Annotated in this window: 15 protein-coding genes; 6 read left to right on the forward strand and 9 right to left on the reverse strand. The window is 70.6% G+C overall.

Translation table 11 applies throughout. The features are described 5' to 3' along the window. Window position 1: 1 nt before the first annotated feature. The 3 genes from AB0K05_RS41585 to AB0K05_RS41595 all read right to left on the reverse strand — a co-directional run bounded on the left by AB0K05_RS41585 (window position 2) and on the right by AB0K05_RS41595 (window position 3,321). Entirely contained in the window at window positions 2-1,159 is a 1,158-nt protein-coding gene (locus tag AB0K05_RS41585) for an ROK family transcriptional regulator (protein WP_148029375.1), read from the reverse strand. A gap of 150 nt (window positions 1,160-1,309) precedes the next feature. After that, window positions 1,310-2,182 (reverse strand): SDR family oxidoreductase, encoded by an 873-nt coding sequence (locus AB0K05_RS41590; RefSeq protein ID WP_271276601.1) that lies wholly within the window; start codon window positions 2,180-2,182, stop codon window positions 1,310-1,312. Between the two features lie 68 nt (window positions 2,183-2,250). After that, complete coding sequence (locus AB0K05_RS41595) at window positions 2,251-3,321, reverse strand: MBL fold metallo-hydrolase (RefSeq protein WP_364236983.1); 1,071 nt, start codon at window positions 3,319-3,321, stop codon at window positions 2,251-2,253. A 46-nt stretch (window positions 3,322-3,367) separates the two neighbouring features. On the opposite strand from AB0K05_RS41595, the gene AB0K05_RS41600 reads away from it, so the two are divergent. Next, complete coding sequence (locus AB0K05_RS41600) at window positions 3,368-4,195, forward strand: glutathione S-transferase C-terminal domain-containing protein (RefSeq protein ID WP_271276599.1); 828 nt, start codon at window positions 3,368-3,370, stop codon at window positions 4,193-4,195. On the opposite strand, the gene AB0K05_RS41605 is transcribed toward AB0K05_RS41600, so the two are convergent. Both AB0K05_RS41605 and AB0K05_RS41610 read right to left on the reverse strand, forming a co-directional pair. Then, complete coding sequence (locus AB0K05_RS41605; protein WP_271276598.1) at window positions 4,143-5,423, reverse strand: MFS transporter; 1,281 nt, start codon at window positions 5,421-5,423, stop codon at window positions 4,143-4,145. The genes AB0K05_RS41600 and AB0K05_RS41605 overlap by 53 nt on opposite strands. Further along, a complete protein-coding gene (locus AB0K05_RS41610) occupies window positions 5,420-5,989 on the reverse strand; it encodes a helix-turn-helix domain-containing protein (protein WP_364236985.1) in 570 nt (189 codons plus the stop codon). The genes AB0K05_RS41605 and AB0K05_RS41610 overlap by 4 nt, the downstream gene beginning before the upstream one ends. A gap of 75 nt (window positions 5,990-6,064) precedes the next feature. Here AB0K05_RS41610 and AB0K05_RS41615 point away from each other — a divergent pair, with 75 nt between their 5' ends. The 5 genes from AB0K05_RS41615 (at window position 6,065) to AB0K05_RS41635 (ending at window position 12,507) form a co-directional block, all read left to right on the forward strand. Beyond that, the gene (locus tag AB0K05_RS41615; RefSeq protein WP_219548919.1) at window positions 6,065-6,715 is read left to right on the forward strand and encodes a phenylalanine--tRNA ligase beta subunit-related protein; all 651 of its coding nucleotides are present in this window, start codon (window positions 6,065-6,067) and stop codon (window positions 6,713-6,715) included. A gap of 204 nt (window positions 6,716-6,919) precedes the next feature. Beyond that, window positions 6,920-10,588 carry a multifunctional oxoglutarate decarboxylase/oxoglutarate dehydrogenase thiamine pyrophosphate-binding subunit/dihydrolipoyllysine-residue succinyltransferase subunit gene (locus AB0K05_RS41620; protein ID WP_271276595.1) on the forward strand — a complete coding sequence of 1,223 codons (3,669 nt, stop codon included), beginning with the start codon at window positions 6,920-6,922 and terminating at the stop codon, window positions 10,586-10,588. Between the two features lie 105 nt (window positions 10,589-10,693). Next, window positions 10,694-10,870, forward strand: a complete 177-nt coding sequence (locus AB0K05_RS41625; protein ID WP_187280957.1) for a DUF6104 family protein — start codon at window positions 10,694-10,696, stop codon at window positions 10,868-10,870. Between the two features lie 96 nt (window positions 10,871-10,966). Continuing rightward, a complete protein-coding gene (locus AB0K05_RS41630; protein WP_148029367.1) occupies window positions 10,967-11,770 on the forward strand; it encodes a DUF4097 family beta strand repeat-containing protein in 804 nt (267 codons plus the stop codon). Beyond that, entirely contained in the window at window positions 11,767-12,507 is a 741-nt protein-coding gene (locus tag AB0K05_RS41635; protein WP_148029366.1) for a PadR family transcriptional regulator, read from the forward strand. The genes AB0K05_RS41630 and AB0K05_RS41635 overlap by 4 nt, the downstream gene beginning before the upstream one ends. Window positions 12,508-12,560: 53 nt before the next feature. Here the strand turns inward: AB0K05_RS41635 and AB0K05_RS41640 are convergent, their stop codons facing one another. Genes AB0K05_RS41640 through AB0K05_RS41655 form a run of 4 tightly spaced genes read right to left on the reverse strand, consistent with a single transcriptional unit; the run spans window position 12,561 to window position 15,143 of the window. Continuing rightward, window positions 12,561-13,517: a zinc-binding dehydrogenase gene (locus AB0K05_RS41640; RefSeq protein WP_148029365.1), complete on the reverse strand. Its 957-nt coding sequence runs from the start codon at window positions 13,515-13,517 to the stop codon at window positions 12,561-12,563. Between the two features lie 9 nt (window positions 13,518-13,526). Beyond that, window positions 13,527-14,414, reverse strand: coding sequence for a hypothetical protein (locus AB0K05_RS41645; RefSeq protein WP_364236991.1), 888 nt, complete (start codon window positions 14,412-14,414; stop codon window positions 13,527-13,529). A gap of 35 nt (window positions 14,415-14,449) precedes the next feature. Then, window positions 14,450-14,878, reverse strand: coding sequence for a type II toxin-antitoxin system VapC family toxin (locus tag AB0K05_RS41650; protein ID WP_364236994.1), 429 nt, complete (start codon window positions 14,876-14,878; stop codon window positions 14,450-14,452). Beyond that, window positions 14,865-15,143, reverse strand: coding sequence for a hypothetical protein (locus tag AB0K05_RS41655; RefSeq protein ID WP_364236996.1), 279 nt, complete (start codon window positions 15,141-15,143; stop codon window positions 14,865-14,867). The genes AB0K05_RS41650 and AB0K05_RS41655 overlap by 14 nt, the downstream gene beginning before the upstream one ends. Between the last annotated feature and the right edge of the window lie 51 nt (window positions 15,144-15,194).

Raw genomic sequence — 15,194 nt, forward strand, 5'->3', positions numbered from 1 at the left:
TTCAGGCGTTGACGATCTTGTTGATGTTGTCCGGGGACAGGTAGTGCTCGATCGCCAGGATTCCGGCGCCCATGACCGCGGCGTCGACTCCCATGCGACTCGGCACGATCGACAGATGGTGGGTGGCCAGCGGCAGCGAGCGGCGGTAGATCGTCTCCCTGATGCCCGCGAGCAGGTGCTCGTGGACGCGGGAGAGCGCGCCGCCGATGACGATGGCCTCGGGGTTGAAGAAGTTGACCAGGCTGGCGAGCACCTCGCCGATGAGCCGTCCGGCCTCGCGGACCAGCCGCAACGCCTGGGTGTTCCCGGCCTGGACCAGGGCGACGACGTCGGCGCCCGTCTCGGCGGGGACGCCGAGCTCGGTGAGCCGGCGCGCCACCGCCGCGCCGCCCGCCACGGCCTCCAGGCAGGCGCTGTTGCCGCACCGGCAGCCGGACTCCTCGTGGCCGCTGACGCGGATGTGGCCGATGTCGCCGGCCGAGCCCTGCGCGCCCCTGTGGAGCGTGCCCTCGGCCACGATGCCGCAGCCGATGCCGGTGCCGACCTTGACGAACAGCAGGTGGCGGGCCGCCGGGAAGGCGTTGCGGTGCTCGCCGAGCGCCATCACGTTCACGTCGTTGTCCACCAGGACGTCGACGCCGGGGAAGTAGTCGGGGATCGGGTAGTCGTTCCAGCCGGGCATGATCGGCGGGTTGTTGGGCCGGCCGGTGGCGAACTCGACCGGCCCCGGCACGCCCATGCCGATCACCCGCAGCGCCGCCCTGGGCCGGCCCGCCTCGGCGAGCAGCCGGTCGATCCGCCCGTCGACGTGGGCCAGGACCTTCTCCGGGCCTTCGCCGATGAGCAGTGAGTCCTCGCACTGGGCGAGCAGGTCGCCGGTCATGTCCATGAGCGCGATCCGGCAGTGGGTGGCGCCCAGGTCGACGCCGGCGAACGCGTGCTCCTCGGCGTGCAGGCGGAGCTGGCGCGGCGGCCGTCCGCCGGTGGACTCGCCGCTCTCGGTCTCCTCGACCAGCCCGCGTTCGATCAGCGCGTCCACCCGTTGCGAGATCGTGGAGCGGGCCAGGCCGGTGAGCCGGGCGAGATCGGAACGGGTCGTGGCAGAGCCTGCGCTGATGAGCGTCAGGACGTCACCGGGCGAGCCCGGGGCGGGGGTCATGCCGCGACAATAAGATCACACAACGCGCAATTCAAGAGGGCGAGGTGACATAACTCCCCATACTTACGCCGTTCATCGAACAAAGTCTGATTGGCCGGACATGACGAAGGCCGGACGGGGGTCCCCCCGCCCGGCCTTGACGTGCCGCGATCAGAGCATGCGCTGCATGGACTCCGTGGCCGACTGGACGTACGGCTGCTCGGCCATGACCTCGTCCCAGTGGTCGGCGATCGTCTCGGGCGTGAGGTCGTCGGTCTTCCAGCCCGGACCCTCGGCGACGAACACCCGGGCCACCCGGCCCCCGCCCACGCTGAACACCTCGCCGCTCACCTCGCACGACTCGTGCACCAGGTAGGCGACCAGGGCGCTGATCCGCTCCGGGGTGAACTTGGCCTCGAACTCCGCGGGCAGCAGCGCCTCGGTCATCCGGGTCCACGCGATCGGGGCGATGGCGTTGGCCTTGATGCCGTTGCGCGCGCCCTCGATGCCGATGGTCTTGGTCAGCCCGACCAGGCCCATCTTGGCCGTGGAGTAGTTGGCCTGGCCGAAGTTGCCGAACAGGCCGGCCGGGCTGGAGGTGTTGACGACGCGGCCGTAGCCGGCCTCCTTCATGTGCGGATAGGCGGCCTGGCTGACCAGGAAGGACCCGCGCACGTGCACGGCGAGCACGTTGTCGAAGTCCTCGACCGTCATCTTGCCCAGGGACTTGTCCCGCAGGATGCCGGCGTTGTTGATCACGATGTCGACCTTGCCGAAGGCGTCGACAGCGGACTTGACGATCGCCCGCGCGCCCTCGGGGGTGGCGACGTTGTCGGTGCTGGCTATCGCCTGCCCGCCGTTCTTGGTGATCAGCTCTGCCACCTCGGCGGCGGGGCCCGTCGAGGCGCCGGTGCCGTCGAGCGCGCCGCCGAGGTCGTTGACGACCACCTTGGCGCCGCGCTCGGCCAGCAGCAGTGCGTGTGAGCGGCCGAGGCCGTGCCCGGCCCCCGTGATGATCGCGACCCTGTCATCGAACCGCAGCATCGAACCTCCAGCACAGGAGAACAACATTCTGTTACCTGCACGATAACCCAGCGCCCCGCGGTCAGCCCTCAGCTCGGGTCCACAGCTCCGGTCCACAGCTCCGGCTCCCCCGGCAGGCGGCGGGCCTGGCCGCGCGACTCCAGCCACACCAGGTGGGCGAGCGTCTCGTTGCCGGCCGCGCGGCGCATGAACGACGGGATCGATTCCCAGGGCCGCGACCAGGTGAGCTTGGTGGCCACGTCCCAGCAGGTGACGCCGTCCGTGCCGGAGACGACCTCCTCGATCTCGGCCAGCCGCTCGCGGTGGTGCTCCATCACGTAGTCGACCCGCCCGGCCAGCTCCAGGAACCGGTACTCGTGCGCGGGGAGCACCTCCTCCACGTCGAACGCGCGCAGGGCGGCCAGCGCGTCCAGGTAGTCGGCCAGCGGGTTCGGCGCCGACTGCGGGTGCACGGCGACGGCGGAGGTGATCCTGGGCAGCACGTGGTCGCCGGTGAACAGCAGCTTCCTGGACGGCTCGGCGAAGCACAGGTGGCCGGGCGAGTGCCCCGGGGTCCACACCGCGCGCAGGTCCCAGCCGGGCAGGTCGAGCCGGTCGCCGTCCTCGATGAGCCGGTCGGGCGCGGCCATCGTGACGAAGGTGCGGATCATCATGGACGCGCCCGCCAGCTCGTCCACGGTCGAGGCGGGCACGCCGCACCGCAGGAGCTGCGCGCGCTCCTTGGCGACGAGCGCGTCGATGAACTCCTCGTCGTACCGCTCGCGCAGCAGCCCGGCGTCGGCGGGGTGCAACCCGATCCACGCGCCCGACGCCTCGCGGACCCGCCCGGCGAGCCCGTAGTGGTCGGGGTGGATGTGGGTGACGAGCACCGCCCTGACGTCCGCGATCGTGTAGCCGGCCACGCCGAGCCCGGCCGTCAGCGCCTCGTACGCCTCGTCGGTGTCCCACCCGGCATCGATGATCGCCACGCCGTCGGCCAGCTCCAGCGCGTAGACGAGCACGTACCGCAGGGGGTTGATCGGGATGGGCACCGGGATCGACCAGAGACCGGGCCGGACCCGCTCGACCTCGGGGATGCCGCCGCCCGTCCATGCCGCACGCTGCTTCTCGCTGGAGGGAGTCACCACGAACTTCGCCATGCCCGTGATTCTGCCCGTACTTCCCGAACCATGTTCTACTGGGGTCATGGACGCGGTACGGGACGGGCGCTGGGTCAGGCAGGCCAACCACTTCACCGACCGGCTGGGGCCGCCCGAGCCGGGCCGCTACCGGCTCTACGCCTCCTACGCCTGCCCGTGGGCGCAGCGGGTGCTGATCGTCCGCGAGCTGCTCGGCCTCCAGGACCTGCTCGACGTCGCGATCGTGGACCCGATCAGGGACGAGCGGGGCTGGCGGGTGCCGGGCGGCGGGTTCCTGTCGGAGCTCTACCTCGCCACCGACCCGGGCTTCGAGGGCCGCCACACGGTGCCGTGCGTGTGGGACGTCAAGGAACGGCGCATCGTCACCAACGACTTCCCGCAGATCACCCTGGATCTGGAGACCCGCTGGGGCGGCACGCCCGACCTGTACCCCAAGGAGCTGCGCGACGGGATCGACGCCGTGAACGACCGCCTCTACCACGGCCTCAACAACGCGGTCTACGAGGCGGGCTTCGCCAGGAGCCAGGAGGCGTACGAGGACGCGGTGGGCCGGGTGTTCGCCACGCTGGACTTCCTGGAGGAGCGGCTGACGGGGTCGGAGTTCCTGTTCGACCGGCTGACCGAGAGCGACGTGCGTGCCTACACGACGCTGGCGAGGTTCGACACGGTCTACTACGCGCACTTCAAGTGCTCGGTCCGCCGGTTGACGGACTATCCGGCGGTGTGGGCGTACGCGAGGAGGTTGTACGCGATCCCGGCCTTCCGCGAGACCACGGACTTCGACCACATCAAGCGCCACTACTACATGACCCAGACGACCATCAACCCGAACCGGCTCGTGCCGCTGGGACCGGAGCTCGACTGGAGCCTGTGACCGGCATCCGGACGAACAGCAGCGCCGAGGCCAGCACCACGGCCGCGCTCACCCCCCAGGCGGCGGCCACGCCGGCATGCACGGCGAGCGTGCCGAGCGTCAGGTTGGCCAGGATGCCGCCGGACTGCAGGGAGAGCGAGGACGTGGAGGTGACGGTGGTGCGTTCGGCGGCCGTGACGGCGTTGTGGGTCATCTCCAGGCACAGCAGCCCGGTCACCGAGGAGCCGACGAACAGCGCGACGTAGGCCGCGCCGGCGGTCAGCAGCCCGGCCGCGCCGCCGAGCCCGGCCGTCGCGGCCAGCGCGCCGACGGAGAGCGCGGTCGCCACGAGACCGGCGATCGCTCCCCTGGCCGAGCCACCGGCCAGACGGGCCGCCCGGGGCGCCAGCGCGCTGCCCGCGGCGCTGCCGGCGAACCCCAGCGCGGCGACGACCGCGTACGCCGTGCTGCCCTGCTCGGCCGTGCCCGCCAGCTGGGCCAGACGGCCCGGGGTGAGCAGCTCGATCGACATCAGCATCACGCCCGAGGCCGCGGACGCGAGCATCAGGCGGCGCAGCACGCGCCCGCCGGCCGCCAGCCGCACCCCGGAGACGACCGTGGCGGGCACCTCGCGCAGCACGCCGCCGAGCGACCTGCGGGCATGCGGCGGCTCGGGCAGCGCGAGGAGCACGACCGCCAGCAGGACCGCCGCCGCCACCGCGCCGACCAGGCTCGGCGCGGCCAGCGGGAACACCAGCTCAGGCGGCACCACGAGCGGCAGGGCGCCGCCGGCCAGCACGCCGAGGCAGAGCGCCACGGACTCCATGGCCGCGCCGCGGGACAGCCCCGGTTTGAGGTCGGCGTCGCGCCCTTCGAGGCGGTGCAGCGTGTCGACGTACCAGGACGTGGCGGGACCGCTGGACAGGGCCCTGGCGACGCCCTTGAGCGCCCCGCTGACCAGGAACATCCAGAACGCCGTGGACACGCTCATCAGCAGGAGCGCCGCTGTCAGGAACACGGCGGAGACGGCCAGCATCACGCGCCGCCCCACGACGTCGGACAGGCCGCCGGTGGGCAGTTCCAGCGCCACGGTGACCGTCGAGAAGACCGTGACCACCAGGCCGATCTGCGCCAGGCCGAGACCTCTCTCGGTCATCAGCAGCACCATCGAGGGGACCTGCAGCCCGACCGGCAACCAGGCCAGGAAGCAGACGAGCGTGTAGCGGCGTAACGCGGAACGGGCGGTCATGACTCCTCCTCCTGGGACGTGCGGGGGACGGCGCCCAGCCAGACGTGCACTTTCCTGGCGCCGGGGTCGCCGGCGTGGCGGGCGGTGAGGTCGCGCAGGAGCTCCTCGGCCCGGTCCTTGAACTCGCGGAGCGCGGCGGGCGGCAGCGTGAGGAGGTGGTCGCTCATCCCGGAGACGTCCGCCCACTCCTCGGACCAGCCGGCCTGGTCGTACTCCTCCATCACTCGCCCGACCATCTCGGCCTGCCGCAGGTGGATGATCCTGAGCGCCTCGCGGCCCTCCGCGCTGGCGGACAGCTCGACGGCGTCCCACGAGGTGTAGCGGTGGCGGGCCCGCCAGCGGCGCTCGCGGCCGTCGCGCTGGTCGGCGTCCTCCTCGATGAAGCCGTACTTGAACAGCTCGCGCAGGTGGTAGCTGGTCGAGCCCGAGCTCTCGCCGACCTTGCGGCCCAGCTCGCTCGCGGTGGCCGGCCCGTCGCCGCGCAAGAGGCCGAGCAGGCGCACCCGCAGCGGGTGGGCGACCGCCTTGAGCACCCGCGGGTCACTGATCGTGTACTGCTCTTCCATACGGTCGAGCGTAAACCGCAAAGAGTTTTTTGCAAAGGCAATTTTGCGGTTTTCCGAGATCGATAGACTGGGTGGATGCTGGACGACATCTGGGTGGACGACGCGGTCGCCGCGCTCCGCCCCGACTTCACGGTGCTCGCGATGACGGCTCTCGGCCTGCGCAACGGGCCCACCGACGACCGGTCCCGCGCCTGGCTCGCCGAGGCGGCCGAGGCGGCGCGGCCGGTCCAGGACGCCAAGATCGACGCCTGGAAGGACGCCTACCGCGCCTTCGGCGCCAAGCCGCAGCGCACCCGCCCGTCGGTCGACGCGCTCACCCGCAGGCTGCCGCTGCCGGAGATCAACCTGGTGGTCGACGCCTACAACTCCGTCAGCGTCAGACACGCGCTGCCCATCGGCGGCGAGGACCTCGACCGCTACTCCGGCCCGGCCCGCCTGGTCAGGGCGACCGGCGACGAGGCGTCCGAGGAGGCGCTGGGGCAGCCTGAACCCGGCGAGGTGATCTGGCGCGACGACGTGGGCGTGACCTGCCGCAGGTGGAACTGGCGCCAGGTGGTGCGCACCCGGCTCACCGAGGAGACCACCAACGCGATCTTCCTGCTGGAGCGGCTGGAGCCGATGACGCTGGAGGAGCTGAAGGAGGCCGGCGAGGAGCTCGCCGACCTGCTGACCCGGCTCACTCCCGAGGTCCGCATCACCACCAGGCTCGTATCAAGCGGGAAGTAAACACCATCCAGTGATGTTGATACCAAAAGGTAATATTTTCAGCACCGCCTGTACTGACGAGGGAGGCGTGACCTCTTTGGACACCCCTGAGAGGATCAGCCGTGGCGCAACGGCCTAGGCTGCGCGCTGTGCCGGTCCGGGCGAGTAGCCTTGGACAAGTTCTCTATCATCAACGCCGATCTGCGGAAGAGGGCGATTTCCGCCGTGTCGTCTGAGTCGTCGCGGACAAACCCGCTGGCAAGCTTTGGTCAGAATGAATGGCTTGTCGACGAGCTGTACCAGAAGTACCTCCAAGACCCCGAGTCTGTAGACAAGGCCTGGTGGAACTTCTTCGCTGACTACAACCCTGACTACGGACCGGGGCGCACCCCGGCCAGGGAGGCGGCGAACGGCACGGCTACCGCGCCCGCGCCTGCCCCCGCAGCACCAGCGAAGGAGCCGCCCAAGGCGGCGCCACCCAAGGCGGCACCGGCCGCCGTGAAGCCGAAGCAGCCGCCTGCCCCGGTGCCCAAGGGCGCCGAGGAGGTCAAGCTGCGCGGCGCCGCGGCGCGCACGGCCGTCAACATGGACGCCTCGCTGGCCATCCCGACCGCCACCAGCGTCCGGGCCATCCCGGCCAAGCTGATGGTCGACAACCGCATCGTGATCAACAATCACCTCAAGCGGGGTCGCGGCGGCAAGGTCTCCTTCACCCACCTGATCGGCTTCGCCGTGGTCCGGGCGCTGGCGGCCATGCCGGACATGAACCACTCCTACACCGAGGTCGACGGCAAGCCCACGCTGGTCAAGCCGGAGCACGTCAACCTCGGCCTGGCCATCGACGTGCAGAAGAGCAACGGCGAGCGCCAGCTGCTCGTGCCGTCGATCAAGGCGGCCGAGGAGATGGACTTCCGGCAGTTCTGGATGGCCTACGAGGAGATCGTCCGCAAGGCGCGCGCCGGCAAGCTCGGCGTCGACGACTTCGCCGGCACCTCGATCTCGCTGACCAACCCCGGCACGATCGGCACCGTCCACTCCGTGCCCCGCCTGATGCCCGGCCAGGGCACCATCATCGGCGTGGGCGCGATGGAGTACCCCGCCGAATACCAGGGCGCCTCCCCCGAGACGCTCTCCCGCCTGGCCGTCTCCAAGGTCATCACGCTGACCAGCACCTACGACCACCGGATCATCCAGGGCGCCCAGTCGGGCGACTTCCTGCGCACGATCCACCAGCTGCTGCTCGGCGAGAACGGCTTCTACGACGAGATCTTCGAAGCCCTGCGCATCCCGTACGAGCCGGTCCGCTGGGTCCAGGACGTCTCGGCCTCGCACGACGACGACGTGTCCAAGTCCGCCCGGGTGCTGGAGCTGATCCACGCCTACCGGGTGCGCGGTCACCTCATGGCCGAGACCGACCCGCTGGAATACAAGCAGCGCAAGCACCCCGACCTCGACATCCAGTCCCACGGGCTCACCCTGTGGGACCTGGAGCGCGAGTTCGCCACCGGCGGTTTCGGCGGCCGCCCGCTGATGCGGCTCCGCGAGATCCTGGGCGTGCTCCGCGACTCCTACTGCCGCACCGTCGGCATCGAGTACATGCACATCCAGAACCCCGAGGAGCGGGCCTGGATCCAGGCGCGGGTGGAGAAGCCGCACGCCTCCCCGGCCCGTGACGAGCAGCTCAACATCCTGAGCCGGCTCAACACCGCCGAGGCGTTCGAGACCTTCCTGCAGACCAAGTACGTCGGCCAGAAGCGCTTCTCGCTGGAGGGCGGCGAGTCCCTCATACCGCTGCTCGACTCGGTGATCAGCGACGCCGCCGACGAGGGCCTCGACGAGGTCGTCATCGGCATGGCCCACCGGGGCCGGCTCAACGTGCTGGCCAACATCGTGGGCAAGTCCTACGGGCAGATCTTCGGCGAGTTCGAGGGCAACATCGACCCCCGCACCGCCCACGGCTCCGGTGACGTGAAGTACCACCTGGGCGCCTCCGGCGAGTTCACCGCGCCGAGCGGCAAGACCATCACCACCTCGGTGGTGGCCAACCCGTCCCACCTGGAGGCGGTCGACCCGGTCCTGGAGGGCGTCGTCCGCGCCAAGCAGGACCTGCTGGAGCGCGGCGAGGAGGGCTTCACGGTCCTGCCGGTGCTCGTCCACGGCGACGCGGCCTTCGCCGGCCAGGGCGTCGTGGCCGAGACGCTCAACCTGTCGCAGCTGCGCGGCTACCGCACCGGCGGCACCGTCCACGTCGTGGTCAACAACCAGGTCGGCTTCACCACCTCGCCCGCCTCGTCCCGCTCCTCGGTCTACGCGACCGACGTGGCGCGGATGATCCAGGCGCCGATCTTCCACGTCAACGGCGACGACCCCGAGGCCGTGGTCCGCGTGGGCGAGCTGGCCTACGAGTACCGCCGGGCGTTCCGCAAGGACGTCGTGATCGACCTCATCTGCTACCGCCGCCGCGGCCACAACGAGGGCGACAACCCGGCCTTCACCCAGCCGCTGATGTACGACCTCATCGACGCCAAGCGCTCGACCCGCAAGCTCTACACCGAGGCGCTGATCGGCCGGGGCGACATCACGGTCGAGGAGGCCGAGTCGGCTCTCCGCGACTACCAGGCCAAGCTGGAGCAGGCGTTCACCGAGACCCGCGAGGCGGCGAAGAAGCCGCTGGAGGCGGGGGCGATGCGGGTGCCGCCGACCGAGGTGGTCAAGTGGTCCCACGCCGACACGGCGACCTCGATCACCGACGAGACGCTCAAGCGCATCGTCGACACCCAGCTCAGCCTGCCCGAGGGCTTCACGGTGCACCCGCGCCTCGCGCCGGTGCTCCAGCGCCGGGGCCAGATGGTGGAGCAGGACTCCATCGACTGGAGCATGGGCGAGACGCTGGCGTTCGGCGCGCTGCTCATCGACGGCCACCCGGTCCGCCTCGTCGGTCAGGACTCCCGCCGCGGCACGTTCACCCAGCGCCACGCCGTGCTGGTCGACCGCGTGACCGGCGCCGAGCACACCCCGCTCAAGGCGTTCAACCAGGGCACGACCAAGTTCTACGTCTACGACTCGCTGCTGAGCGAGTTCGCGGCGCTGGGCTTCGAGTACGGCTACAGCGTCGTACGCCCTGACGCGCTGGTGCTGTGGGAGGCGCAGTTCGGCGACTTCGTCAACGGCGCCCAGACGATCATCGACGAGTTCATCTCGTCCGGTGAGCAGAAGTGGGGCCAGCGCTCGGGCGTGGTGCTCATGCTGCCGCACGGCTACGAGGGTCAGGGTCCCGACCACTCCTCGGCCCGCATCGAGCGGTTCCTTCAGGTCTGCGCGCTCGACAACATGACGGTCGCGCAGCCGACCACCCCGGCCAACCACTTCCACCTGCTGCGCTGGCAGGTGAAGTCGGGCCGGCACAAGCCGCTGGTCATCTTCACGCCGAAGTGGCTGCTGCGCCACAAGCGGGCCACCTCGAAGGCCGCCGACTTCACCTCGGGCACCTTCCAGCCGGTCATCGGCGAGACGCTGATCGACCCGGGCAAGGTCACCAAGGTGGTCCTGTGCTCCGGCAAGGTCTACTACGACCTGCTGGCCAAGCGGGAGGCCGACGGCCGCGACGACGTGGCGCTGGTCCGCGTGGAGCGGCTCTACCCGTACCCGAAGGAGGAGCTCGACGCCGAGCTGGCCCGGTTCGGCCCGCAGGCCGAGCTGCTCTGGGTGCAGGACGAGCCGATCAACATGGGCCCGTGGCCCTACCTGTCACTCAAGCTGGCCGAGGACCCGCAACTGCTGGGCGGCCGCCCCCTGCGGCGGGTCTCCCGTCCGGCCAACAGCTCGCCCGCGGCCGGCTCGCACGCCGCCCACGACGCGGAGCTGGAGGAGATCCTGCGCCAGGTCTACGGCTGACCTGATCACGTGAGTCGGCCCCCGCCCAGGCGGGGGCCGACTGCTTTCGCCGCGCTCCCCGCCGGGACGTGCGGGTCGCTTGGAGAGTCGAGGAGACGGAGCACGATGTACTTCACGGATCGGGGGATCGAGGAGCTGGTCGCCCGCCGGGGCGAGGAGGAGGTCACCCTGCTCTGGCTCGGCGAGCGGCTGCGCGAGTTCGTCGATCTCAACCCCGAGTTCGAGACACCGGTCGAGCGTCTGGCCACCTGGCTGGCCAGACTCGACGACGAGGACGAGTGACACCCGCCCGCCCGTAGACGCGATACATCTTGAGATTTCGGCGGACGCGACATATCGTGTTCACTGTCAAGATGCGTCGCCAGAGAGGGCGGGATCATGCGGCAGTGGACCATCGAGAGTCCAGAGCAGCTCACGTTCGGGCACGTTGACGCCCTCGACGTGCGCATCGTGGCGGGCAGGCTCGCCGTGCTGGCCAGCGACGGTCCACCGGCGCTCGAAGTAACCGAGTTCGACTCGGCCTCACCGCTGCTGGTCACCTACGACGAGGACGCCCGGCGTCTGAGCGTCACGTACAAGGATCTGACCTGGGACGGGATGCTCGGCTGGCTGCGCCGCGACCGGCGCAGGACCGTCGCGACGCTCACCGTGCCGCGCCGCTGCGCGGTCAACGCCGGAGTCGTGTCGGCGTCCGCCGTGGTGGCCGGGTTCGAGGCGTCGACGCAGGTCAAGAGCGTGTCCGGCGAGATCGTGCTCGACGGCGTGAGCGGTGAGGTGAGCGCCACCACCGCCTCGGGCGCGGTGGAGAGCCGGGCGATGGAGGGCGATCTGTCGTTCAAGAGCGTCTCCGGCGACCTGACCGTCGCCGACGGCCTGCCGCGCAGGCTGCGCGCCAACACCGTCTCCGGCCGCATCACCGCCGACCTCGCGCTCAAGCCGACCGGCTACGTCACGCTGAACACGGTCTCCGGCTCCATTCTGGTCCGGCTGCCCGAGAACGCGGCGACGGACGTCACGATCAGATCGACGTCCGGCCGCCTGGTCAGCGCCTTCGAGGAGGTGTCGCAGACCGGCGGCCCCGGCGCCCGGTCGATGTCGGGGCGGCTGGGCGGCGGCATGGCCTCCCTTTCCGCGACGACCGTCTCCGGCGAAGTCACGCTGCTCAAGAGGGAGAAGCAATGAGTCCCGTCTTCGGCCACGGCCGGCTCCGGCTTTACCTGCTCAAGCTGCTGGAGGAGAGCCCCCGCCACGGGTACGAGGTCATCCGGTTGCTGCAGGACCGTTTCCTCGGCGTCTACTCGCCCTCCCCCGGCACCATCTACCCGCGCCTGGCCCGTCTGGAGGCCGAAGGCCTGGTCACGCACGAGGTGGCCGACGGCAAGAAGGTGTTCTCCATCACCGACAAGGGCCGCGAGGAGCTGAACGCCCGCCTCGACGAGCTCGACGACCTGGAGCGGGAGATCTCGGCCTCGGTACGCGACATCGCCCGCGAGGTGAAGGAGGACGTCCGCGACACCGTCAAGTCGCTGCGCGAAGAGCTGACGCGGATGGCCAGGGACGTGCGCACCGGCACCGGCGACGACGTCCGCCGTACGCGTGAGCGGCAGAAGCAGGAGTTCACCCGGCTCAAGGAGGAGCAGAAGCGCCAGTGGAGCGAGCACGCCCAGCATTGGCAGGGCGAGAGCGAGCGGCTGGCCGGCGAGTGGCGGCGCATCTGGACCGAGGTGTGGCGCACGGTCGGCGGCGCGCCGGAGAGCCGGGCGGAGCTGGACGACGAGCTGGGCGAGGCGCTCGCCGACTTCGTGGCGAAGGTCCGCGAGGAGGCGTCGGAGTCCAGCATCACCCGCGAGAAGCTCGACGACCTGCGGCGCACGCTCGACGAGACATCCGCCCGGGTGCGTGACACGCTGCGGTCGTGATCCGCCGGAGGGCGCCTGGTCCCCCGCCACCCGGGACCAGGCGCCCGCCGAGGTCAGGCGGTGAAGACGATCTTGCCGAAGACGTCGCCCTCGTGCATGGCCGCGAACCCGTCCCGGGCCTCGGCGAGCGGCATCGTCCGGTCGACGACCGGCCGGACGCCGGTCTGCTCCAGGAAGACGCCCAGCCGCTGGAGCTGGTCGCGGGTCCCCATGGTGGAGCCGACCACCGAGAGCTGCAGGAAGAAGACCCGGTTCAGGTCGGCCGGCGGGACCGCCCCGCTGGTGGCGCCGCTGACCACGATCCGCCCGCCCGGTCTGAGCGACTTGAGCGAATGGTCCCAGGTGGCCTGGCCGACCGTCTCCATCACGGCGTCCACCCGCTCGGGCAGCCGCGCGCCGGACTCGAAGACCTGGTCGGCGCCGAGCTCGCGGGCCCGTTCCCGCTTGGACTCGGAGCGGCTGGTCGCCCACACGCGGAACCCGCCCGCCCGGCCGAGCGCGATGAGCGCGGTGGCGACGCCGCCGCCGGCCCCCTGCACGAGCACGGTCGAGCCGGGCTCCAGCCCGGCCTTGTCGAACAGCATCCGGTACGCGGTCAGCCACGCGGTCGGCAGGCAGGCGGCCTCCTCGAAGGAGAGCGCGGCCGGCTTGGGCACGAGGTTGCGGCGGGGCACGGCCACGCGTTCGGCGAACGTGCCGTCGTACACCTCCGACAGCAGCGACCGCTTCGGGTCGAGCGTCTCGTCGGCCCCGGTGCCGACCACCGCGTGCACGACGACCTCGTTGCCGTCCTCGTCGACGCCGGCCGCGTCGCAGCCGAGCACGATCGGCAGCCGGTCCTGCCTGATGCCGACACCCTTGAGCGTCCACAGGTCGTGGTGGTTGAGCGCGGCCGCCCGCACCGAGACGGTCGTCCAGCCGTCGGGGACCTTCGGCTCGGGGCGCTCACCGAGGGTCAGGCCGGCGAGAGGATTGTCGGGATCGGTCTGTGTGGCGGTAACGGCGAACATGGCCGCACCTTACTTGACGCTGATCCGGATGCCGTCGAGCGCCTTGCCGACGAACGCGTCGTCGCCCATCGCGACCACGCGCATCCCGTCGCGGCACACGTCCGCGACCGGGTGTCCGCGCCCCCGGACGCCCCGGGGCAGGCCGCGCGCCTTCTCGCAGCCGGGGGTGGGGATGAGCGCCACCATGTCGGTCGCGCCGCCGCCGAACCAGAGCTGCGGCCCCACCGGTTCGCCGCGTTCGGTGTCGCCCGGCGCGGCCAGCCGCACCCGCCCGGAGCCGGACAGCACCAGGTGGCCGTCACCGGTCACCCGGCCGCGCACCCCGCTCGCGACCGCCAGCCGCTGGTCGAACCCCAGCCCGGGCGGGCGGTCGTACATGGCCATCCGCCACGGGCCGAACGCGAACAGCAGCACCTGCCCGAACGAGCCGCTGCCCGCCTGGCGTGGCCAGAGCGTCACGTTGTCGCCGAACGACCTGATCGGCTCGCCCCCTCGGGTGATCTCCAGCTCGCCGTTGTAGGGGGCGGTGAGCTGGCGGAACTCGTCGTCGACCCACACGCCCTGGAACGGTCGCAGGCCGAGCCGGTCGAGGCGGAGCTCGGCGGGGTAGCGCACGGTGGCCCGGACGCCGTCGGGGAACGTCACCTCGATCCGGGCCGTGCCCTTCTTCTCGTCCGCTTCCGGATGCAGCAGGTTGGGGCGGCTGTCGGCGCGGGTGAGCGACCGGATGGGGGCGGCGGCCTCGCGGGGCGGTTCCCGCTCGGGCGCGGGTTCGGGCCCGCGGCTGAGGATCAGGCCGGCGACGGACGCGCCCAGGAGCGCGAGCACGACCAGCAGCCCGATCGGACGGCGGCGGTCGCGCTCGCCCGCTTCGATGACATCGAACTGATCGGCCACGACGGACCTCGCTAGCGAGTTGTACTGCCTTCAGTTCAGTTGAGCGGCGACCGCCAGCGCAACCCCTCGAACTTGGCGAAATCCCGGTCACAGGTCACGAATTCGCATCCGTGCTCGATGGCGAGCGCGGCGAGATACGCGTCGGGCGCGAGCTTGCCGGCCACACCCGCCTGACGGCACAAGCGGGTGAAGATCTCCCAGTGCCGGGCCTCCGGGGCGACCAGCACCGCTTGGGGCTGGTTGCGGTAGGCCTGCGCGAACGCCAGGGCGCGGTCGAGCGGATCCGGGGTGAGGTAGACCTTCCTGTTGGTCACGATGCGGATGAAGCCGTTGACGACGAAGTCGCTCACGGCATAGCTCGAGTCACCATTGATCAGATCGTCGAGGAAGGCGGTGTAGCGCTTGTGCTCCACGGCTTCGGCGCGGAAGGCGTTGACGAGGACGTTGATGTCAAGAAGCAGCATCGCGCAACGCCTCCAGCATCTCCGCGTCGTCGGGCTCGAAGACGATGTGCTCCAGCTTCTCGCCGGCGTCGAGCCGCACCTGCACCCACGGCTGGTAGCCGGGCTCCGCGTCCGAAGTGATCAGCTCCACGCGCGGCCGATCGGCCACGCCGGTGGAACGGTTGAGAAGTTGACGCAAGGCGTCCTCCATCACTGAGTTGAGACTGCGTCCGTTTCTGGCCGCGTACGCCTTCGCCTCGTTGAGGAGTGTCTCGTCGATGCGCACCGTGGTCCTCCGCATGACTCCAGCGTCCGCCAGTGACATTTAAATGTCAAT

Origin of the sequence: Nonomuraea sp. NPDC049486 (assembly GCF_040676925.1) — a bacterium.
GTDB classification, from domain to species: Bacteria; Actinomycetota; Actinomycetes; order Streptosporangiales; family Streptosporangiaceae; genus Nonomuraea; species Nonomuraea ferruginea.